This is a genomic window from Pedobacter sp. (assembly GCF_040513095.1).
GTDB lineage: Bacteria > Bacteroidota > Bacteroidia > Sphingobacteriales > Sphingobacteriaceae > Pedobacter.
Genome location: NZ_JBEVDX010000191.1, coordinates 1 through 21,979 on the forward strand (window position 1 = coordinate 1; position 21,979 = coordinate 21,979).

Here is a 21,979-nt window from a genome sequence, read left to right on the forward strand (position 1 = left end):
GCAGATTTGAAGCGTAAAAAACAGTGAGAATACATAAAATACAGAGTTTTTTCATAGCAGTTTTAAACATTATTTAAATGTACCAGAAATTATGCCTGTAAATGACGTGGGCATTGAAATTGAGATAAATATAAAAAATCATTTCACCCGTAATGATGAAATGCCTTCCCTTCAATCCGCACAACCAGATCCTAAAACTTAAAAGTCATCCTCAAAGCCCTTGCTCAATTGGGTTCCATCCTGAATTGAAAATTGGGATGTTCAGGATCATCGCGTGTTGCGTTGGTAGCTTTGATATCACAATAGCTTAGGGTAGCAGCTGGAATAGTCAGGAAAAAGTAAATTCAACTATTGCAAGTGTTGGTTATAACACCATGTTCAGGAAATTAGCCTATTATATCACTGACAATAAGTCAATACCCAAAAATGGAAAAAAAATCATTTTACGAATTAAGAATATATACCCTCAAAGATGAATACCAGCAGAAGCTGACCGAAGATTTTTACAAGCTGGCCATACCTGTTTTTAACCAGTTGGGGGTCGAAAAAGTAGGCGTATTCAAAGAGCTTGAACCTTCGGGGCCGGGAAAAATATATGTCCTTATCCCCTACAACAGTCTTGCGCATTTTGCTGAGGTAAATACGGGACTGGAAAATAATGAGAGCTTTCAAAATGCTGCAGCGGCATATTTGAATGCACCCGCTGAGCGTCCTGCCTATGAAAGGATTGAAAGTTCATTAATGAAGGCTTTTAAAAACTTCCCGTCATTAGCAACCTCTGCAGGTCAGAATCTGATATTTGAGCTGCGGCAATACCAAAGTGCCACTGACGCCGCAGGAAAAAAGAAAATCGAAATGTTTAATGACCAGGGAGAAATCGACATCTTCAAACGCCTTGAGTTCAATCCCGTATTCTGGGGAGAAACGCTCATTGGCCCCGATAGACCAAACCTCATGTATATGGTCAGCTTTAATGATCTTGCTGATAAAGATGCTAAATGGTCAGCATTTCTGGAGGATGCACAATGGAAAGAGATCAGCAGTTTGCCTGAAAATTCCAATGACCTGCTGATTAACCTGATTACTTCTACGCTGTTGATTTCCGCAGCGGCCTCGCAGATTTAATGATTAGAACTATTTTTATGAAACGCTATAAAATTGCCGTACTTGATGATTACCAGGATGTCGCCAGGTCATTTGCCGACTGGACGCCGGTAGAAGAATATGCAGATGTGAAGGTCTTTTCCGATCATCTTCACAACCAGGGGGATGTTATAAACCGCTTACTACCTTTTGATATCGTCTGTGTAATGAGAGAACGTACGCCTTTATCCGCGGAATTACTTGAAAGTCTTCCCAATTTGAAACTCATCATTTCTACAGGCCACCGGAATGCCTCTATTGCTACTGAAGCAGCTGCAAAACTTGGCATTGAAGTGGTTAATACAGGATATATGGCGCATGGAGCACTGGAACTCACCTGGGCACTGTTATTGGCTATTGCCAAACATATTCCGCAGGAGAATGCAAACTTCAAAACAGGAGGATGGCAGCAGCAGGTTGGAAACGACCTGAAAGGTAAAACCCTTGGTATACTCGGTCTGGGTAATCTTGGTTCAAAAGTTGCCGAAGTGGCGAATGTTTTTAAGATGCATGTGATTGCCTGGAGCCAGAACCTCACACCTGAAAAAGCAGAAGCTGCCGGTGTAAAGTATGTAGACAAGGAAACACTTTTCAAGGAGTCTGATTATCTTACAGTACAGATGGTGCTCAGCGAACGCAGCAAGGGAATTGTTGGCGCAGAGGACCTGGAAAGGATGAAACCTACAGCATACCTCATCAATACTTCGCGCGGGCCGCTTGTTGATGAGCATGCATTGATTAAAGTTCTAACCGAAAAAAAGATCGCGGGAGCTGCTGTTGATGTGTTTGATAAAGAGCCTCTTGATGCTGATCATCCTTTCAGAACATTACCTAATGTCCTTGCAACACCTCATATTGGATTTGTCACCCAGGATACTTACCAGGTATTTTTCAGCGATATGGTGAAGAGCCTGTTAGAAAGGCTGTCTGATGCAGAACGCCAAAAATAAAGAAGGCCGGAGAACATGTATGTTTTCCGGCCTTCTTCAAAATACTTTTATACTTTAGAAATTGTATTTGGCAGTAAGCCTAACGTTTCTTGGCACCTCATAAATGTAGGTATAATAAGAAACTGATGTTGAAGTTTCAGCTGCCAGTTTTGTATAAGAACCTTGAGTAATCAGTCTTCTGTCAAGAATGTTGTTCATTAAAGCAGAAATACTGAATTTACCTTTTTCATAAGATACACCTGCATCAAAACGGATATAAACTGGTAATTTCAACTGAGTTTGTCCTGATCCGGCATAACGGTCTGCCTGTACCTGGTATCCGCCTGAAAGTCCAAATCCATTCAGTACAGAATTTTCATCTTTGAACCTGTAAGACAACCATCCGTTAGTGATGTGCTTTGCAGTATTTGCCAGATAAGTTCCTTCGAGATTAGTTGCAGGGTTTTTATTCTCATCATTGGTTACTTTCGGATCTGTGTAGGCATAATTTAACGTCAGGTCCAAACCTTTAGCCACCTCTCCTACAAGGTCAAACTCAATACCTTTTGATTTCACTTCACCTAACTGCACCTGGTAATTGTTGATATCACCCAATGGGAAAGCCGGATCGGCAGTCAGCATATTTTTCTTGGTGATCTGGTAAATAGCGAATGTCGAATTCCATTTTCCATCAAACCAGTCTTTCTTCAAACCCAGCTCAATGTTATTTCCTGTAACAGGTTTAAAGATTTGGTTAGTGGCAGATCTCGAAGCCTGGGACTGAGGAATAAAGGCCTGATCGTATAAAGAGTATGCTGAAAACGTATTCGTAATAGAGTAACTCAGACCTACTCTTGGAGTAAAGGCATTGTCAGACATTTGTGCAGCAGCTGTTTTACCTACCGTTGTAGCATGTGTAAACCTTCCTGCTAAAGTTAAACGCAGTTTTTCTTCTAAAAAGCGCAGTTCATCCTGTAAGTATGCACCGGTATAAGTTGTGTTGGTTGCATATGTATTAGAGCCTGAACGTTCCTTAATACTTCTTGACCTGTCCAATAGCGGAAGATTGGCAAAAGGAATACCGTATACAGGATTGTAAATATTAAATACTGTAGTCCCGGCCAGTTTAAGATCTGCTGTTCCTGAACTTCCAAAGTCTCCCCAGGTCTTCAGGTTACCCATATCCAGACCACCTAAAATTCTGTGTATTACCGGACCGGTAACTACCTGTCCCTGAAGATAAAACTGTGCATTTTTATTGATCGCCAGCTCTTCACTGATGTTCATGTTTCTCTTCATATCGCCATTGGCCGCAAGAGAAGTAAGCCATATGGAACTGCCCTTTAAGCCATAGTTCAGGTAAGCTACCTGTGCATTAAATGTCCAGTCTTTATTCAATTTATGGTTTAAATAAAGTGTAACGTTATGGTCGTTCAGGATACTTGGGTCCACAGCCGGGTCACCCAGAAAGAAACTTGGATCAGTATCACCAAATCCTTTTGGGGAAAAACCATAATTTCCCAATGCCAGCGCTTCAACATGCTGATGTGTATATTCAGCGGTAAACTTGGTATTGCTGTCAATCTGGTAACTGATTACCGGAGCAATAACATATTTGTCATTGTAATTGTATTTGTTGAAACTGCCTTTGGTTTGGGCTGCAAGGTTTAAGCGGAATAGCAGTTTGCCATCCTTTGAAAGTTTAGTATCCAGATCAACTGCTGCACGTGCAAGATTGAAACCACCTGCGCTCATAGACACTGAACTTTTATTTGCTCCTGTAGGTTTTTTTGTAACAATGTTGTAAATACCGCCCGGCTCACCATTCGCCATCATAAAGCCAGAAGGGCCTTTTACAAATTCAATCCGGTCTACTGTTGCTGCATCATCTGCCAGCGGTCCCCATGGAGTTTTCAGGTTCATCCCGTTACGGAATGCCGGAATAGAGAAACCACGCATGAAGATGTTTGCATATTGTGCATCCCAGTGTCCAACCCTAACCGCGCCACTCACATTTCTCGTTACGCCGTCAACAACGTCAAAGACCATTTGGTCCGCCATCACCTGGCTGCTAACTACCCTGATGTTCTGAGGAAGTTCTAATAATTTTGTTTGCAGACGTAATGAAGGAGATACGTTTTCTACCTTGTATTTCTTTTTACTGGTAGAAATTTGCACATCATTTAATTGCGATTGGTTCTCATTCAGAGAGAAATCGGCTATCACAGTTCCTTTGTTTACCGTCACCTGTTTTTCTTTAGGATAAAGACCAACAGCCGAAACAACAATGATGTACCCCCCAGTTGGCACTTTATGGATGGTGTACGTACCATCTTCGGTAGTTACAGCACCATAAGTGGTACCCTTTAGTTTTACGCTTACTCCTTCTGCAACGGTGCCGTCGGCAGTAGTAATCCGTCCTCTGATCCTTCCCGAATCCTGGGCAAATAACTGGGTATTTATAAATACAAGGAAAATGAAAGAAAGTAGTAGTTTTTGCATCAGCTCATTAAGTTTAATTAATAATTTTTTCGGCCGCAAAGTAAAGGCAAATTTATGAGTTTACAAAATTATTTTTAAGCAGTCTAAATAAGACGCCATATAAAAGCGTTATTCTGAGGCCCGTGCGGAAGGAATCACAACTCCTATCGCGAAATAAAGTGGCGCAAAGAAGTAATTCAGCTTTATAAAGCGGCCACAAGGCTTGATAAACAAAAACATATAGCTGATTTTCAAACACTTAACCTAATGGCACATCAATTGGATATTCCGGCAATAAATGATAACAACAATTAAAATTAAATCCCATGAAAATTTTAGTAATCGGCGGTACCGGCAGCATCGGTTCAAAAGTAGTAAGTCAGCTTAGGGCACTGGATCATGATGTGATAGCAGGTTCTCCAAAAAACGGAATAAACTCCTACACAGGGGAAGGTCTGGAAGAAGCCATGAAAGGTACAGATGTAGTAATTGACGTGGCAAATTCTTCTGAGTTTGACGAAAAGTCGGCAGTTGATTTCTTTGATCACACAGGTCGCAATTTAGCTACTGCAGCACGCGTTGCAGGCGTTAGACACCAAGTTGCTATCTCTATAGTTGGCTGCGACAGAATCCCTGATTTTGGATATATGAAAGCTAAAGTCAGGCAGGAAGAAATCCTTAAAAATTCAGGAATACCGTACACCATTGTACGCAGTACTCAATTCTTTGAATTCGTTCCCTTCATCACCATGGCAGCAACAAAAGACAACGAAATTTTTGCACCCGCAACCGATTTCCAGCCCATAGCAGTGGAGGAAGCAGCAGCATTTATAGTGTACTTTGCTGTAGGAAAGCCTATTAACGGAACAGTAGACATCGCCGGCCCCGAACGTAAACCGCAAAGTGATTTTATTGAGAAATACGCGAATGTGACCGAGCCGGGCAAAACAGTTATTCAAACCGGAAAATTTGAATATACAGGTATTGCAGTTCCTAAAGATGGCATTGTTCCTGCAGGTGATGCTTACCTTGGAAAGACCTATTTCGATGACTGGCTGGATAGTCAGCAAGCTCAAAGTTGATACAGCCGATCACATTTCCTGCCACTGCGGAAGCTTATTCAAAGGCTTGTTTCTGGCCTGCATCTTTCTGTAACTTAAAGGCGTCATCAGCAAAGTCCGAAGATAAAGCTTCCGCATGGAATCAGCATGTGAAAATCCGCATTCAACAGCCACCTGGTCTATACTGAGGTCTGTTTCCTCCAGGTAACGCTTTGAAGATTCCAGACGAAGGTTTTCGATATACCTTCCGGGAGTTAAGCCCGTCTGTGCCTGGAATACCCTTGCAAAATTACGGGGGCTCATAGCAGCCCTGTCAGCTAAAACAACGATTTTGAGGTTATGCTTAAGATTGGCCTGAATCCAGGTCTTTATCATCGTAATCTGTTTCTTACCGGACAACTGCTGTCCCAGCATACTGCTGATCTGAAGATCTGTCCCGGCTCTCCGCTGATAAACCACCAGATAGCGTGCAACCTCCATCGCTATAGCTTTGCCAAAGTCTTCTTCTATCAGGGACAGACAGAGGTCTGTAGTCGCTCCCATTCCCGCTCCTGTGAGGATATTTCCGTTCCGCACAAACAACAGTTCTGCAGAAGGCTCCAGTGCCGGAAATTTGAGATTAAATTCCTCCTTCATCGACCAATGGATAACAAAGGGCGAATGATCAAGCAATCCGGCTAAAGCCAGTATCTCCACAGCGGCACCTGTTGCACAGATACGACTGCACCTGTAGAGATTTGTCAGCAGCCATAACCGGAGCATTTCCAGGGCAGCCTCACCCATTGCGTTGGGGTTACCACAGATATAAAGCGAGTCGATCTGCCCCGTTATCCGGTAGACTGATTGGTGGCATATCATCTGCAGCCCCGCATAGGAAATGGCTTGGGGCTGCAGGTCCGCTGTCGCAAAAATCACCTCATACCTCGCAAATAATGCTGCCTGCTGCTGATCCAGAAGAGCATTGGTATTTTCAAAGGCAGCTACAATTGCCGTAGTATCCAAAAATATATTACCCGGCAGGGCAAGAATGACAACATTTAGATTCCTCATCACTTTTCCTAATTGGTATACTGAAAATTGCGCCGTTTCTCAGACTCCAGGTGCGCAAGGGCAAATTCAAGATAACTGGCCACAGTCCGGATAAATTGTAGCTGAGGACCTTCAACCGGCTGACCATCTTTAAAGCAGATAACCCAGAGCCCCAGGATTCTGCCTGATACCTGCAGACTAACCATTACGGTCTTTCTCACGCCATTTCCATAATAGAGCAACAGGTATCCGGGCAATAAATTCCTTGAAACAAGAAAATCCAGATCAGTAATTACAGGCTGTTCAGAAAATAGAGATTTACTGATCAGCGCATCATTAACAGGGAGCGTGGGTTCGCCTGCACCTGATCTTCTCAGAGGATCGAATGGGTGGTGGTAACGAAGGATGTTCAGATAAAGATTGTCATCAGATGGAACGGCAAGAAACTGATCATCAAAATCAAAAAGGGACTTCAACTTAACAGATACAGCTGTCAGGAAGTCACTGTTATCCATGTTGCTGTTGATATAGCGGCCAATTTCGTGCAACCTGGCGAATTCAAATTTTGTCCGCTGCAGTTCCGCAGCGATAAGCAAGAGGTCCGATCCTTTCATAACTGTTTTTTATAAACGATGAGCTGAATTAAAAAGCTTTTCCCGAAATGTTCAGGAACAATAGAGAATACCGAAAGTCATGCCATGGCTAAAAGCAGGCCTAATCAGGTTATTTGAGGATTATTCAACGAAATCTCGTCCAATCTGGTTGGCCAACGCTTAAATATCGTCGGCAGCCCAATAGTTAACGGGAGAAATTTATCTCCTTAGAGGCGCTTCCTGAAACAAAAAAATACCCGGCTCGTAAATATTTTTCTTGAATTGGTAAAATTAATTATCGAATTTTATGCGCCATAATTATCACAGTAATCCTTTAAGGCCGGAGGTCGCCTCACAAATTAGAGCACGTGCTAATCAATCATTTTTTGAACAATCGGCAATGAAAAAAATTCTGATCATCGAGGACGAATCACTGGTAGCACATCACATCAAACTTGTTCTGACAGCAGCGGGCTACAGGGTATGCGGTATAGCAGATACTGTTGAAGAGGCGAGGCTGATCATCACTGAACAACGCCCAAACATGGTGTTGCTGGATATTAATCTTAAAGGGAGCCTCAACGGAATAGACCTTGCCAGGGAGCTCACAAAAATGGGTATCTCATTTGTATACCTGACTGCTAATTTCCAGGGCCGGCTGCTGGAGGAAGCAAAGGCTACCTTACCCTATGGGTTTATAGTGAAACCTTTCCGTGAGGACGACTTGCTGACTACCCTTGATGTAGCATTTTTCAGAATGCAGAACATGCAGGATTACCTTTGGCAGCAGGAAAGTGAATTGGAGCAGAAGTTGAAATCTGTAAATGATGAAGTATTTTCGCTGGACGGCCGCATGCTCAAAGCCGCCATTGAGCTTCAGGCATATGTCCCTTTTGACTATTTAAATATTATAGTTCAGGAAGAGCAGCAACAGACAGCCTGCACCGGCTTCCTGAGAATAGGCTTTGATGAATATCAGTCCTTCGAAAAGTATACTTTCATCCGGGTGAACCGGTTAGATGAGGAACAGGTGTCCCGTCAATATGAAAACTTTACACCTCCTGGAAAAGCTGTAGTTCTGAATGAGGATGATTTTCGGGAATACTTAAAGACGGATCCGATTGCTGCTACCCTTGCAAAATTATACAACATCTATTCAGCATTGTTTATTTCTATACCCCAAAGCAATGGCAGGGTTTCTTTGGCTTTTTACAGCAGGAAAAGCATCACTTACAGGAATCAGCACATTACCTTGCTTAGTCGTCTCCAGTCCCGCCTTTCCAGCTTATTTAATGTCCAAACTGACTTTGCACAACACAACGGAACAGGTACTCTGAATAAAATTCCGGAGAAACCTGAAATTAATAAATCTAAAATAGCCGGGATCATTGCCGCAAGCCCAGCTATGCTTTCAGTGATGGACCTTATTGCTACAGCAGCTCCACTAGACATTTCTGTCTTAATACTGGGAGAAAGTGGTACAGGAAAAGAAAAAGTCGCAAAGGGCATACATCTGATGTCGTCCAGAAAGGATAAACCTATGGTTATTGTCAACTGTGCTTCACTGCCGGCAAACCTTGTTGAATCCGAATTATTTGGACACGAGAAAGGGGCTTTCACAGGAGCTACAGAAAGAAGAATCGGGAAATTTGAACTTGCTAACGGTGGAACAATCTTCCTTGATGAGATCGGCGAAATGTCGCCCGACCTTCAGGTGAAGCTTTTAAGAGTGCTCCAGGAACAGGAAATCGAGCGGATTGGAGGAAAGGGAATGATTAAAATTAATGTCCGCATCATTGCAGCCACGAACAGAAATCTGGAGATAGAAATGGAGGAGGGCAGATTTCGTCTGGATCTGTATTATCGTCTGTATGTATTTCCAATTCTAATCCCCCCGCTGCGGGAAAGACCCGAAGACATTCTTTTACTGGCCAAACACTTTATACAAGAACTTTCGGATAAATATAACAAACCAGCAATTCGCTTCTCCGGACAGGTTTATAAAGAAATGCTGGATTACCGGTGGCCGGGAAATGTGCGCGAACTGGAGCATTTTATAGAAAGGACTTTACTTATAGCAAAAGAACCATTGGTAGAAAAGATCTCTCTGCCTAAAAACCTGAAAAACAGTCAAAAGACTGATCCGGATGATGAACAAAGAACCAAAACCATCAGTGAAAATGAACGTGATTATATCATAGCGGTACTGGAAAAATGCAAGGGCAGGATTCGCGGGGCAGAGGGTGCTGCCGCAGTAATGGGACTTCCTCCTACCACACTTCATTCCAGAATGAAAAAGCTCGGCATCAAATATACTGACAGTTAGCAAGGATCTAAGAGCTTATGGTAATGGCTGCCAAAACGAAATATCGTCGGCTGCGTGCGAAATATCATTTTCCGGATCAACTGATAAATAATTATCGGCTATTCTGAAGGATTTATAACATGGCATCCTTATAGGGTAATATTTTGACAGTTAGACTACTATTCATGAAATTAAATCCTTTTTTAAGACTTGTAAGTGCTGTTATGTTTTCCAGATCCACCGCGTTCTTAATCCTGATGTTAACCTGCATCATGTTAAATAATAAAAGCATAGCCGCCATTGTTTCTTACCGGTGTAACATGCAGGCAGATACTTTAAAGATTTCGCAGTTGCTCAAAGCCGCAGACCGACATCTTTTCAAAGAAGATTACACTGCTGCAGATCTCGACAGCGCAGAAGTTCTGATAGACCATGCAATGTCACTGAGCAATAACCTTCCATCCAGAGAGTCTAATTATAATGCACTTACATGTAAAGCTGTGCTGGCACTGAGAAGGAAAGATTATCAGACTGCCGACCAGATTTTCACTCAGGTAGCTGATTATTTTCATGTGACCAATCTAACTAAAGAAGCTGCACTTTGGGAATACTATGCAGACCAGTTTGCCTCTGATGATCAGGTTCACATTCCTGTCAGGGCCAAATGTTATGACAAAAGTTATCCCATTTACAAAAAACTGGGCAACAGGCTTAAAACAGCCGATGCACTGGGCAAGATGGCGGATATTGACCTCAACACAGGAAGGTACGACAGTGCCGAAGTGAAAATGCTCCATGTACTGCAGGAATATAAAGCACTCAAATTCGTCAGGATCTATTACGCCTATTACATACTCGGAGAAATTTACCTGCGCAGCAACAATATAAAAAAAGAGATTATTGCCCGCATTCAATGCCTCAATAGTTTCGAAGCCGATCCCAATGGAACCACACTTAACGGCGCATTGTTCACCGCACATCTGGCAGCTGCTTATTTTTTGAACAGGGATTACGGCAAAGCAAAGATCTATTATAGCAGAATGAGGAAACTGGCATTGCAGGCAAAATCACGACGCTACTACTATTATAGTTTATATGCATCAACAAAATGCCAGGTAGCACTCAAACAACCTTCGGCAGGGATAGCCATTTTAAAAGAGGGAAAGAAGGTGTTTCCCCCAAAGACCATTTCTGAAAAAGCCGTTCTATTGTCCGCCGAACTGAGGATCAGAACTGCATTACAGGATAACCGGGGCTCAGCAGCATTGATTGACAAACTCATGCCACTGTTTGACCAGCTTCTTGCTCAGGTGCAGCAATCGGAAAATTTCTACGCAATTACCGACTTTATCAATAATTATGAAACCATTCCCAACCATTACATTCAGACCGGAAACTGGCAGAAACTATCATCAATTGTTAAGAAGCTGGAAAAAATACCAACAGCGAAACTGCCTGTCAGTACGCGGCAGAAATTGCTTGAATTTACATATAAGGCAGATTCTGCATCCGGAAACCTTGCTGCAGCACTGATCAAGTTTCAGACAATTACCGCTATAAAGGATTCACTGTCAAGGGCCGCCGCCGCCAGGGAAGTGAGTGAAATGGAAATAAAATACAGAACCGTCAGGAAAGATAAAACCATACAAAATCTAAGTAATCAGTCGCTTCTTCAAAAAGAAAGAATCGCGAAGATCAACACTCAGCGCAACGCAACTTTAACCGGAATTGTAGTTGCAGTCCTGTTTGCTGTGCTCATGTTTGTGGCCTACCGGGGCAAACAGCGCAGTAATACAAAACTCTGGCATAAACAAACAGAAATAAATGACCAGAACCACAAATTATCGGCCCTGATTAACGAAAAGGAGAGCCTTCTTGAAGACAAGGACAGCCTGTTGGCAGAACAGGCAGATCTTATTGCCGAAAAAGAGTGGTTATTGAAAGAAATTCATCACCGGGTCAAAAATAATCTTCAGATCGTGATGAGCCTGCTTTATACCCAGTCTGTCTACCTGCAAAACCCTGATGCGATCGAAGCAATCAGGGATACACAAAACCGGGTTCAGGCAATCTCGATTATCCATCAGAAGCTTTACAGCAGGGAGAACAATTCAGCAATCGTAGCAGCTGAATACATCAGCGATCTCTGCGCATATTTATCCAATTTTTATGGCGCTGAAAAAAGGAAAGTTAAGATAGTACAGATTATCGCGCCTGTAGTCATAGATATATCGCAGGCAGTTCCGATAGGATTAATCATTAATGAATCCCTTACTAACGCTATAAAATATGCATTCGGCAGCGACGGAGGGCAAATAGAAATAGAGCTCCACAGAGGAGCTGCCGAAAGAATATCCCTTACTATTGCCGACAACGGCCGTGGGCTTCCTGATGATTTTTCACTCGAGGGCTCATCCTCTCTGGGAATGGAAATGATGAAGGCATTGAGTAAACAACTGGGAGGAAGTTTTAAGATCACAGCCAGTGAGGGAGTCAGGATACAGATCAATTTCAGTTTAGAACATAAAGCAAGATCCTGAACAGGTATCCAAAAGTACCATGATTGTTCTGTTAAGTCCATTGTTACGTACTCTTTTGAGGAATAAATTTGTTAATACCATTCAGCCCCCGGTGGCCTGGACGGGATATAACAATTTAAAACCTCCTACATTATGGAAACCGCAACAAAAGTTACCGCATCGATTACAGAACAGGATGGCGTACCTTCAGATTTTTCCATCAGTTTACAGGGACTGGGCATCTTCCTGTTAACCTCAATACTCCTGGCCCTGCTGATTTCGGCCTGCCGTGTCTGGATCAAAACACGCAGCATTGTACGAAACGAAAAGACCGGAGCCAGAAAGTACAACCGGGAAAAACTTTTATCCTACCTGTCCAAACTCAATCCCGAACAAGTGGAACGTTATGCTGCCAGGGGAAAAGAGGGCAATGGGAAGTCGGCAGGACCACTGATAAAAGTACTGGCTACATTGTTTTTTTCGCTGTTAACTTTGTGCGCAAACGCACAGACAGCACTGCAGCAGGATAAGCCCCAATTGCTAAGTCAGACAGGAGTTATTATTACACTCGTATTGCTGGCCATACCCGCCATAGCAGCGCTGGTGTTATTAATTGTGAAGGTAAGATCTGCTTTATATGACTACCGTAACAAACTGAGCGATGCTGAAAGTGAAGAATTCCTTTCCCTCATCAGATCGCTGGATAAACAGGAACTGGTGTCATTACTGGATGAAAAGAAGAAACAGTTCAATTACTCCCTCAGGGGAAATGAACTGTCGGGCGATGTCCTGCCAAAGGATGAACGCGGACTTCTGGAGATCAATAAATTCCACACACTGCCTTTTGTGGCAACAAAGAAAAAAGTGATCAGGAGGCCGGATGTAGATCCGGGACTTTCCAAACTGATCAGCTGGTACTTATGTGCCGCCGCCTGCTGGCTCGTCTTTGGCACTTCCGTAGGCGAGTACCTGGGGATTAAATTTGTAGCCCCGGAGGCCGATCAGTTAAGCTGGCTAAGCTTTGGCAGGCTCAGGCCCGTACATACAAATGCTGTATTCTGGGGCTGGGCATCACTGGCCATGCTGGGATTGGGCCATTATATCATTCCCCGGATAGGAAATACAAAACTCCACAGCCTCAGGGCGGGCTGGATTTCATTCGGACTGATCAATGCAGCTGTTGTGCTGGGCACCCTCTGTCTGATGTCCGGTATCAATAACGGCGGAGGAGAATACAGGGAATACATATGGCCTGTGCAGCTGTTGTTCGGCATAGGGCTGCTCATTACACTGGCAAATTTCCTGCAAACCGTAGCATCGCGCACTACTAAAGAAATTTACATATCTGGCTGGTACATTATTTCTGCCGTTATCTTTGCCATCACTATTACGATTGCTGCCTACGTTCCAATCTGGCAGGACGGTTTAGGTGAAACTATAATACAGGGCTATTATATGCACCAGGGCGTAGGCATGTGGTTCATGCTTTTTACGCTGGGGATAGTATATTATTTCCTTCCGCAACAGCTCAACCGCCCTATTTATTCCTACAGCCTTGGTATCCTTGCCTTCTGGACGCAGATCCTTTTCTATACCACCATCGGCACACATCATTTTGTATTCAGCGCCATCCCATGGTGGTTACAAACGGTATCCATCGTAGGAAGCGTAGGAATGGTGATTCCCGTTGTTGCAGGTACCACAAATTTTCTGATGACTTTTAAAGGGGCCTGGAGTAAGTTGCTATACAGCTACAGCCTGCCCTTTTTCCTTGTGGGCATTATTTTTTATTTTACAGGATCATTGCAGGGAGTAGCAGAAGCCTTCCGCTATACCAATCTCATCTGGCACTTTACAGATTTTACCATTGCCCATTCGCACCTCACGATGTATGGCATTATCAGTTTTTTATTATGGGGCGGTATTTATGCGATTGTTCCCAGGCTGACCGGCCGTGAAGCACCACAGATTACTATCGGGGCGCACTTTTGGCTCGCGCTGATCGGACTGATGTTCTACACCGTTTCGCTCATGTACGGCAGTACTTTCCGCGGCCTGATGTGGATGGACGGTAAACCCTTCATTGACAGTGTGGTCTTCATGGCTCCCTATTGGTTATGGAGAGCAATCGGAGGCAGTCTGATGTGGTTATCACATCTGTTCTTTGCCTTTAATCTGTACAAGATGTTCAGCGAAAGACAGCTGATGACCGTCTTCGAAATCAACAGGGAAAAGCTCGAAAAAGAAACAAGTTTAATTCATTCATCGCAGCTCTAATTATATGGAATTTTTTAACAGCCACCGCAGATTATTCATATCGGCAACCCTGCTCTTTTGGGTCCTTACCCTATTTGTTGCCATATTGCCGGCGCTGAATAACCAGGCAAACAATAAACCCCTGTCAAATGCAGAACCTATGAGCGAAGCTGCAGTGAGGGGAAAAAACCTGTTTATATCCAATGGATGTGTGGCCTGCCATACCCAGCAGGTCCGCAGCGCAGATATGGACCGTACCTGGGGATCGCGCCCGGGTATGGCGGCAGATTATGCAGATAACCACCGGATCAGTACCTGGGTGAACACAGCAACACTCATGGGAACAGAGCGCACCGGACCGGACCTTACCAATATAGGCAACAGACAGCCCAGCGTTGACTGGAATCTGCTCCACCTGTACAATCCCCGTGCAGTGGTGAAAGAATCCATCATGCCTTCATTTAAGTGGCTGTTTATAGAAAAGCAGCATGTAGCCAAGGGCGATGTTGAAGTAAAAGTACCCGCGGCATTTGCAGGTTCCGGAAATAAACATATCATCGCATCAGGTGATGCGCTGGATCTTGTCGCCTACCTCAATTCACTTAAACAAACAAAAATAGCCACCGAAGCATCCCAGCCCTTTTTATATGCTAAAACTGGCGTAAAAGAACAGGCAGGCAAGCCGGCCGGACTGGACGGCAAGCTCCTCTATACAACCAATTGCCAGCCATGCCATCAGTCATCCGGAGAAGGCCTTCCCGGCGCATTTCCTCCCCTGAAAGGGAGCCCTGTGGTTGAGGGGGCCAACCTTGAACTTTATGTTGACATTATCATGAACGGATACGATGCAAGGGAGGAATTTGGGGTAATGCCAGCGGTAGGCAGCAATGCTAAATTTACCGAAAAAGAGGTTGCAGCAATCATCAATCATGAGCGGACCAGCTGGGGCAATAAAGGGACTAAGGTAACTGATGCAGAAATCAAAAAGATAATGGATCTAGTAAAACAAAAAGTAGGGAAAACATGAAAACAAAAGTAAAAAAAGCAACCCTGGCAGCAGTTCTTCTATTTGCTGCTATCGCAGCCGGTGCATGTCCTGTTTGTGAGCGTCAGAAACCGGAAGTCCTGCAGGGTATTACCCACGGTACAGGGCCGCAGGACAGACTGGATTATATCATTATCAGCATAGCCATCATAATCGTACTGCTGAGCCTCTGGTTTTCAGTACGCTACCTGATTAAACCCGGAGAACGCTCAGAAGGACATATTAAAAGATTTATTCTGGAGGGCCGCTAAAATGGAAAAGAGCAGTACAGTAATGATTTTTCTGGACGATGAAACAACGCCGCTTACAAAACTCCCTGCACCGGCCAACTTTGAGCTGGATACAAGCAAACTCATTGACGGCGCCCATACTTTGAAGATTATCAGTCAGGACCCCGCAGGAAAGGAAGGTATCAGGATCATTGATTTTGAGGTGAGAAACGGCCCTGCGATCATCGTAGAAGGTATCACACAAAACGGCGTGGTGGATGGGGTTGTTCCGGTAATGGTTAATGCCTACAGTAAAGGAGATGAGAAAACCTTTCTCATCGAAGGCGCAGAATCCCCGCAGAGTATACCGGCCTGGGTATGGATGATTATAATTGGTTTCCTTGCCTGGTCCATGTTTTACACGTTCAGCTACCTGACCAGAAATTAACCGGGCTCGGGATGTGTTTCAGGCCACCGCATTAAGAGAGGACTGAAAGCGCTTCCTGAAATTTTGCGGGGCCATATTTGCCTGCTTGCTAAAAAACCGGATGAAATACGAAGGGTCTTCATAACCAAGGTGGAAACCGATTTCCTTGACGCTCATAGGCGTGTGGATCAACAGGCGCTTTGCTTCCAGAATAATGCGTTTATGAATTATATCGCTGGGCGTCAGGCTGCTGTATTTTGCCACACGTTTGTTCAGCGCTTTTGGACTGATATTGAGCATCAGCGCGTAGGCCGAAACCGAATGGTGCCTGATAAAATTCCGTTCCACGAGTCTGTCAAAGTAATGATAGAAATCATGGTCAGGATCGGTACGCAGTTTCATCTGGTCATATTGTTTGCGCCATACCCTGTTACAGACGACGATCAGCTGATTGATCAGGGACCTGATCATGAATTCCTGGTTACTATCCGGACATTCCGTTTCGGTCATGAGTTGTGTCAAAAACATACTGACCAATGCAGAAGTACAGGCATCCAGGCTGAGGCCCGGCATTTCTTCGGCACCATTGAACTGCACACCACTGAATATAAGTTCTTTATCCTCTATATCTGCTGAATATTGATGCCGGGTATAAGAAATAACAATTCCCCGGCTATCGGTACTGAGCCGGACATACTGACCGGGCCTGATGAAAAAAATCCCGGCCCCTGTAATGTAGAATTTCTTAAAGTCAACTGTGATGGAGCCAGCCTCCTCCATGTATATAATTTTGGTTAAGTCTTTGTTCTCATCCAGATTTCCCGAAAATTCCAGTTCAGGGGAAAATTTAGAAATACAAAATCTCTTTTCGGGGATACGATGTAATAGATTCATAACTGATTGATTATTGAATGCGTTAAACCTAAACTATGCCATTATTCAAATAACTGATAATCAAATACATGATTACATAACAACAGCAACAGTCAGGCGATATTTCGTTGCCCGGCTGTTGCTTTGCGATATTTCGTGGTACAAATTATTTCAGTGCTTTCTTGATTTCACTGGCTGCGTGCAGCATGATGGATTTGGTGCCCGGAACTTTTGCCAATGGGTTTAGCAGCCCCCAGTCATGGATCATCCCATTATAACGTACTGAAGTTACTACAACGCCGGCCTCATCCAGTTTTCTGGCATAAGCCTCACCTTCATCGCGCAGGACATCATTCTCTGCAACACCAACGAATGCAGTTGGCAAGCCCTTTAACTGAGCCACAGAGGCCTGTAACGGAGAAGCATAAATCTCTTTTCGTGCTGCTGCATCAGGAGCATAATTATCCCAGAACCAGATCATCATGTTTTTCGTCAGGAAACGGCCTTCAGCAAATTTACCGTAGGATTCAGTATCGAAAGCGGCATTGGTTACCGGCCACAAAAGCACTTGTAATTTGATTTCAGGACCCTGTTTGTCTTTGGCCATCAGCGCAATGGCAGCAGTCATATTGCCACCTACACTATTTCCAACAACGGCAAGTCTTTTTCCGTCAACTCCTATTTGTGTACCATTGGCAGCTACCCATTTTGTAGCCGCATAAATCTGGTTGATGGCTACCGGATAGCGGGCTTCAGGAGATGGCGTATAGTTTACAAACACGGCAGCAGCTCCCGAGTTGACTACAAGATCCCTGACCAGTCTTTTGTGGGTCGGGAAATCACCCAATACCCAGCCACCGCCATGGATAAAGATAAATACAGGAAGAATGCCTCTTGCATTTGCTGGTTTAACGATGTTGAGCACCACCTGTCCTTCTTCAGAGGGAATTGTTTTTTCCGTAACGCTGATGTCGCTGTAATCAAATTTTACCGACTCTTGTGCGCCGCTGAGAACAGCTCTCGCCTCCTTTGGTGAGAGCTGTTCAATTGGCTTGCCCCCACCCGAATTAAGAACCTTCAGAAAGGCTTTTACATTGCTTTCAATATGGGGATCATTTGCCGGATCAAGTACCTCCTGGGCAAAGATATTAGAGCTTAAAACAATGCTGATTAACAGGGCCGGCACCGACCTAAAAATTGATTTCGTTTTCATGATGTTATTTATTAGTTTGTTTTTTATCTTGATTGCACCTGTCGGCCGATGCATAGTATGCACAGCAGATCAGCGATGGAGAAACTGCCGCATCACATACTGTAATATCCCGCCATTTTTATAGTACTCGATTTCTATATTTGAGTCAAGCCTGCAAATCACCCTGAAAGATTTTTCAAGACCATTTGCACTGAGCACCTTCAAATCAAGCTCCATACCAGGGGTAATTCCGTTTTCGTAGCCGCCAAGGCTGAAGCTTTCTGTCCCATCCAGACCCAAAGTAACAGCAGATTCACCAGGCAGGTATTCGATTGGCATTACCCCCATCCCCACTAAATTGCTTCTGTGAATACGCTCATAGCTCTCCGCCAATACCAACCTTATACCCAGCAGAAACGTACCTTTAGCCGCCCAGTCGCGCGAAGAGCCGCTGCCATACTCCCTGCCGGCAAGAACCATCAGTGGTGTATTGGCTGCTCTGTATCTGACAGAGGCATCAAACACAGACATTTGCTCAGCTGTGGGATGAAAACGCGTGTAGCCACCTTCCCTGTCAGACAGGGCATTCCGGATCCGTACATTGGCAAATGTGCCCCTGATCATCACTTCATCATTACCTCTTCTTGATCCATAGGAATTATAATTCGCCTTCTGTATCCCAAGACCTGACAGATAAAGCCCTGCCGCACTGTCTTCCCTGAAGGATCCTGCTGGAGAGATATGGTCAGTAGTAATGCTGTCGCCCAGCATCAGTAAGACTCTGGCATTGCTGACAGCCCTAACTTCGGGAACCTCTTCAGCAAGGTCTTTGAAAAAAGGCGATTCTTTGATATAGGTAGATTCAGCATCCCAGCTGTACAGCTGTCCTTCGGGCACCCTCAGGTTTTGCCATGTAGCGTTACCTGCAAAGATTTCAGCGTAGTTTTTCCAGTAATCATTTTTGCTCAGCGCAGTTTCCATCATCTGGTATACCTCCTTCCCGTCGGGCATAAGGTCGTGGTAGAAAACCCCATTCCCGTTAGGGTCATATGCAAGTGGCTCTGCTTCAAGATCGATATCCACTCTTCCTGCGATTGCGTAAGCTACCACCAGCATCGGGGACATCAGAAAGTTCATTTTCACCTGCGGATGAATACGCGCTTCAAAGTTCCGGTTTCCGGAAAGTACGGATGCCACCACCAGGTCATTGTCCTCGATAGCCATGGAAATGTGTTCCGGCAGCGGACCCGAATTGCCTATACAGGAGGTGCAACCGTATCCGACCGTATGGAAGTTGAGCGCCTGCAGATCCCCTAACAAGCCTGCCCTTGACAGATAATCAGTTACAACTTTTGAACCTGGTGCGAGGGATGTCTTGACCCAGGGTTTGGTTCCAACACCTCTCTGCCGGGCCTTTCTTGCAACCAGACCAGCGGCAATCATCAGGTAGGGATTAGAAGTATTTGTACAGGAAGTAATGGCTGCTATGACTATACTCCCGTCGTTCAGCATATATTTCTCCCGCCCCATGTTCAGCCATACCTGTTTCTGGTCCTTGCCTTTAAGGGTTTCAATTGTCATATCCTGATTGCCCGGCTGTGCCGCCGAAGCTGGCTGGCTTCCCCCCTCGCCCTGCCACCTTTCAAGCATTGCAGGCGGGAGATATTCACGTCCATAACTCTCTTTCAGGATATTGATAAACCGCGCCCGGAAATCTTTCAGTAATATTTTATCCTGTGGTCTTTTAGGGCCCGACACAGTAGTCTTAACAGTACCGAGATCGAGTTCAACCAGTGTGGAATACAGAATCTTATCCTCCCCCGAGCGCCAGAGCATATTCGCTTTGCAATAATCTTCGGTAAGTTCAATCTGCTCTTCTGTCCTTCCTGTGCTCCTCATGTAATCAAGGGTTTTGCTGTCGATAGGGAAATACGTTACAGTGCAGCCAAATTCAGGCGACATATTGCCGATGCTGGCCCTGTCCGGCACTGAAAGAGATTCCAGTCCTGAGCCAAATACCTCTACAAATTTTCCGATCACCCCATGATCGCGAAGCAGCCTGGTAATGGTAAGTACCAGATCTGTACCACTTACCCCGGGAGAAAGCCTTCCGCTAAGTTTCAGGCCAACCACCTGGGGCATAAGAAAATAGATGGGCTGTCCCAATAATGCGGCTTCTGCTTCAATACCTCCAACGCCCCAGCCAAGCACCCCAATGCCATTGACCATCGGGGTGTGACTGTCAGTACCTACCAGCGAATCAGGAAAAGCCAGCTGGTTCCGGGTTACAATTCCTTTTGCCAGATACTCCAGGTTTACCTGGTGGCAAATACCCATGCCCGGGGGCACAACGCTGAAATTATCGAAAGAACCCTGTGCCCATTTAAGAAACTCATACCGTTCCTTATTTCTGCTGTATTCCTCAGCAATATTTTGTTCGTAGGCATAGTCGGTACCAAAATAATCAACCTGTACCGAATGATCAATAACCAGATCAACCGGGATGAGCGGATTGATGAGATCCGGGTCTTTTCCCTTTCTGGCCATTTCCGCCCTGAGCGAAGCGATATCTACTACGGCAGGCACACCGGTAAAATCCTGCATCAGCACCCTTGCAGGTTTGAAGGGAATATCCCGGCTGCCACCCCCGGGCGACCAGTTGATCAGGGAAGCAATATGTTCATTGGTAATTGCAAATCCATCAAAATTCCTGATGGCATTCTCCAGTAAGATCCTGACAGAAAAAGGTAGGCACTCAACAGGGAATCCTGCATCATTCAATGAGCGGAGGGAATAGTAACTATAGCTGCCATACCGTCCTGAAAGGGTTTCTACCCTCTGGTAGGTTACATTTGTCATGGTTAGCCCAGGTATTTTTTAAGTTCTGCTGCCGCGTGCAGGAACAGAGACCTCACCTGCGGCGTTTCTGCCAGTCCGTTCAATAGGCCAAAGTCATGAATAGCGCCATTATACCTGATGGTAGTTACGGGCACACCAGCCTCATCAAGCTTTCTTCCATAAGCCTCCCCCTCATCACGAAGAATATCATTTTCTGCTACCTGGATCAGGGCCGGCGGTAAATCCTTTAAATCATCAGGGCTGGCCTGAAGCGGTGATGCGAAGATGTCTTTTCTTTTTGCAACCTGTGGAATGTACATATCATACATCCATTTCATCAGTGTAGTTGTGAGGAAGCGCTGTTCACCAAAGGCTTTGTACGAAGCTGTTTCGAAATCAGCATCAACAATCGGCCACATCATGATTTGCAGTTTGATTTTCGGGCCCTGGTTTTTCTTAGCCATCAGGCAGGTAACAGCAGTCATATTTCCGCCAACACTGTTGCCAACTACCGCCATATTGCTTCCATCAACAAGGATTTCTGCACCATGCCCGGCAACCCATTTCACCGCTGCATAGATTTCGTTGATCTGTGTGGGAAAAGCCTTGTCAGGCGTTGGAGTATAATTCACAAAAACTCCTGCATAACCTGTCAGCACAACAAGGTCACGTACCATACGTTTATGCGTAGGATAATCTCCGAGTACCCACCCGCCACCATGAATGAATATGAAAACAGGAAGCTGCTCGCTGCTTCCGGCAGGCCGCACAATATTCAGTTTGATGGAATAACCATCCGCTTCGATGTTTTTTTCAGATTCGTCGATTCCGGAAAGATCCACATCCACTGATGCCTGTGCGCCAACCAGTACATTACGGGCATCGGTTACGGAAAGCGACTCCAGCGGCACAGCATCCGGTGCATTGAGCAAGCCTAAAAATTTTCTGGTAGCTACCGAAAGTCTTTCATCGGTCTCATAGGGCCTGGCCCCGTTTTCCACCTGAAGAGATACATTTTGTGTTTCCATTGTTTTTGATTTTAAGTGTACAACCCTCAGTTTTACAAGAGGCGTGCCATT

At 44.8% G+C, this 21,979-nt stretch carries 16 protein-coding genes; 9 read left to right on the plus strand and 7 right to left on the minus strand.

What is annotated here, in order from left to right:
* The first annotated feature begins 426 nt into the window (after positions 1-426).
* Complete coding sequence (locus ABWY16_RS21105) at positions 427-1,125, plus strand: NIPSNAP family protein (protein WP_353906648.1); 699 nt, start codon at positions 427-429, stop codon at positions 1,123-1,125.
* 17 nt (positions 1,126-1,142) lie between these two features.
* Complete coding sequence (locus ABWY16_RS21110; RefSeq protein ID WP_353906649.1) at positions 1,143-2,093, plus strand: D-2-hydroxyacid dehydrogenase family protein; 951 nt, start codon at positions 1,143-1,145, stop codon at positions 2,091-2,093.
* A 54-nt stretch (positions 2,094-2,147) separates the two neighbouring features.
* Here ABWY16_RS21110 and ABWY16_RS21115 read toward each other — a convergent pair whose 3' ends face one another.
* Positions 2,148-4,574 carry a TonB-dependent siderophore receptor gene (locus ABWY16_RS21115; protein ID WP_353906650.1) on the minus strand — a complete coding sequence of 809 codons (2,427 nt, stop codon included), beginning with the start codon at positions 4,572-4,574 and terminating at the stop codon, positions 2,148-2,150.
* A 305-nt stretch (positions 4,575-4,879) separates the two neighbouring features.
* Between ABWY16_RS21115 and ABWY16_RS21120 the strand changes: the two genes are divergently transcribed.
* On the plus strand, positions 4,880-5,635 hold the full coding sequence (locus ABWY16_RS21120; RefSeq protein WP_353906651.1) for an SDR family oxidoreductase: 756 nt from the start codon (positions 4,880-4,882) through the stop codon (positions 5,633-5,635).
* A 9-nt stretch (positions 5,636-5,644) separates the two neighbouring features.
* On the opposite strand, the gene ABWY16_RS21125 is transcribed toward ABWY16_RS21120, so the two are convergent.
* Entirely contained in the window at positions 5,645-6,664 is a 1,020-nt protein-coding gene (locus ABWY16_RS21125; protein ID WP_353906652.1) for a GlxA family transcriptional regulator, read from the minus strand.
* An 8-nt stretch (positions 6,665-6,672) separates the two neighbouring features.
* Positions 6,673-7,257: a hypothetical protein gene (locus tag ABWY16_RS21130; protein WP_353906653.1), complete on the minus strand. Its 585-nt coding sequence runs from the start codon at positions 7,255-7,257 to the stop codon at positions 6,673-6,675.
* Positions 7,258-7,636: 379 nt separating this feature from the next.
* On the opposite strand from ABWY16_RS21130, the gene ABWY16_RS21135 reads away from it, so the two are divergent.
* The 6 genes from ABWY16_RS21135 to ABWY16_RS21160 all read left to right on the plus strand — a co-directional run bounded on the left by ABWY16_RS21135 (position 7,637) and on the right by ABWY16_RS21160 (position 16,018).
* Positions 7,637-9,562 carry a sigma 54-interacting transcriptional regulator gene (locus ABWY16_RS21135; RefSeq protein ID WP_353906654.1) on the plus strand — a complete coding sequence of 642 codons (1,926 nt, stop codon included), beginning with the start codon at positions 7,637-7,639 and terminating at the stop codon, positions 9,560-9,562.
* A gap of 251 nt (positions 9,563-9,813) precedes the next feature.
* Positions 9,814-12,081: a histidine kinase dimerization/phosphoacceptor domain -containing protein gene (locus tag ABWY16_RS21140; protein WP_353906655.1), complete on the plus strand. Its 2,268-nt coding sequence runs from the start codon at positions 9,814-9,816 to the stop codon at positions 12,079-12,081.
* 132 nt (positions 12,082-12,213) lie between these two features.
* On the plus strand, positions 12,214-14,337 hold the full coding sequence (locus tag ABWY16_RS21145) for a cbb3-type cytochrome c oxidase subunit I (protein WP_353906656.1): 2,124 nt from the start codon (positions 12,214-12,216) through the stop codon (positions 14,335-14,337).
* Positions 14,338-14,341: 4 nt separating this feature from the next.
* Positions 14,342-15,343: a cytochrome c gene (locus tag ABWY16_RS21150; protein ID WP_353906657.1), complete on the plus strand. Its 1,002-nt coding sequence runs from the start codon at positions 14,342-14,344 to the stop codon at positions 15,341-15,343.
* Complete coding sequence (locus ABWY16_RS21155) at positions 15,340-15,612, plus strand: hypothetical protein (protein ID WP_353906658.1); 273 nt, start codon at positions 15,340-15,342, stop codon at positions 15,610-15,612. Before ABWY16_RS21150 ends, ABWY16_RS21155 begins: the two co-directional genes overlap by 4 nt.
* 1 nt (position 15,613) lies before the next feature.
* Positions 15,614-16,018 carry a cytochrome C gene (locus ABWY16_RS21160; RefSeq protein ID WP_353906659.1) on the plus strand — a complete coding sequence of 135 codons (405 nt, stop codon included), beginning with the start codon at positions 15,614-15,616 and terminating at the stop codon, positions 16,016-16,018.
* Positions 16,019-16,036: 18 nt separating this feature from the next.
* On the opposite strand, the gene ABWY16_RS21165 is transcribed toward ABWY16_RS21160, so the two are convergent.
* The 4 genes from ABWY16_RS21165 to ABWY16_RS21180 form a co-directional block, all read right to left on the minus strand.
* Positions 16,037-16,891, minus strand: a complete 855-nt coding sequence (locus tag ABWY16_RS21165) for a helix-turn-helix domain-containing protein (RefSeq protein ID WP_353906660.1) — start codon at positions 16,889-16,891, stop codon at positions 16,037-16,039.
* A 145-nt stretch (positions 16,892-17,036) separates the two neighbouring features.
* Positions 17,037-18,083, minus strand: a complete 1,047-nt coding sequence (locus ABWY16_RS21170) for an alpha/beta hydrolase (protein WP_353906661.1) — start codon at positions 18,081-18,083, stop codon at positions 17,037-17,039.
* A gap of 69 nt (positions 18,084-18,152) precedes the next feature.
* Positions 18,153-20,921 (minus strand): aconitate hydratase AcnA, encoded by a 2,769-nt coding sequence (gene acnA / locus ABWY16_RS21175; protein WP_353906662.1) that lies wholly within the window; start codon positions 20,919-20,921, stop codon positions 18,153-18,155.
* Positions 20,922-20,923: 2 nt separating this feature from the next.
* Positions 20,924-21,928, minus strand: coding sequence for an alpha/beta hydrolase (locus tag ABWY16_RS21180; protein ID WP_353906663.1), 1,005 nt, complete (start codon positions 21,926-21,928; stop codon positions 20,924-20,926).
* Positions 21,929-21,979: the final 51 nt, after the last annotated feature.

What these genes read in the sequence shown, in the direction of transcription:
- ABWY16_RS21145 (WP_353906656.1), top strand. Translation starts at nt 12,214, where the DNA reads ATGGAAACCGCAACAAAAGTTACCGCATCGATTACAGAACAGGATGGC.
- ABWY16_RS21150 (WP_353906657.1), top strand. Translation starts at nt 14,342, where the DNA reads ATGGAATTTTTTAACAGCCACCGCAGATTATTCATATCGGCAACCCTG.
- ABWY16_RS21160 (WP_353906659.1), top strand. Translation starts at nt 15,614, where the DNA reads ATGGAAAAGAGCAGTACAGTAATGATTTTTCTGGACGATGAAACAACG.
- ABWY16_RS21155 (WP_353906658.1), top strand. Translation starts at nt 15,340, where the DNA reads ATGAAAACAAAAGTAAAAAAAGCAACCCTGGCAGCAGTTCTTCTATTT.
- acnA (WP_353906662.1), bottom strand. Translation starts at nt 20,921, where the DNA reads ATGACAAATGTAACCTACCAGAGGGTAGAAACCCTTTCAGGACGGTAT.
- ABWY16_RS21115 (WP_353906650.1), bottom strand. Translation starts at nt 4,574, where the DNA reads ATGCAAAAACTACTACTTTCTTTCATTTTCCTTGTATTTATAAATACC.
- ABWY16_RS21120 (WP_353906651.1), top strand. Translation starts at nt 4,880, where the DNA reads ATGAAAATTTTAGTAATCGGCGGTACCGGCAGCATCGGTTCAAAAGTA.
- ABWY16_RS21140 (WP_353906655.1), top strand. Translation starts at nt 9,814, where the DNA reads ATGTTAAATAATAAAAGCATAGCCGCCATTGTTTCTTACCGGTGTAAC.
- ABWY16_RS21165 (WP_353906660.1), bottom strand. Translation starts at nt 16,891, where the DNA reads ATGAATCTATTACATCGTATCCCCGAAAAGAGATTTTGTATTTCTAAA.
- ABWY16_RS21180 (WP_353906663.1), bottom strand. Translation starts at nt 21,928, where the DNA reads ATGGAAACACAAAATGTATCTCTTCAGGTGGAAAACGGGGCCAGGCCC.
- ABWY16_RS21110 (WP_353906649.1), top strand. Translation starts at nt 1,143, where the DNA reads ATGAAACGCTATAAAATTGCCGTACTTGATGATTACCAGGATGTCGCC.
- ABWY16_RS21135 (WP_353906654.1), top strand. Translation starts at nt 7,637, where the DNA reads ATGAAAAAAATTCTGATCATCGAGGACGAATCACTGGTAGCACATCAC.
- ABWY16_RS21105 (WP_353906648.1), top strand. Translation starts at nt 427, where the DNA reads ATGGAAAAAAAATCATTTTACGAATTAAGAATATATACCCTCAAAGAT.
- ABWY16_RS21170 (WP_353906661.1), bottom strand. Translation starts at nt 18,083, where the DNA reads ATGAAAACGAAATCAATTTTTAGGTCGGTGCCGGCCCTGTTAATCAGC.
- ABWY16_RS21125 (WP_353906652.1), bottom strand. Translation starts at nt 6,664, where the DNA reads ATGAGGAATCTAAATGTTGTCATTCTTGCCCTGCCGGGTAATATATTT.
- ABWY16_RS21130 (WP_353906653.1), bottom strand. Translation starts at nt 7,257, where the DNA reads ATGAAAGGATCGGACCTCTTGCTTATCGCTGCGGAACTGCAGCGGACA.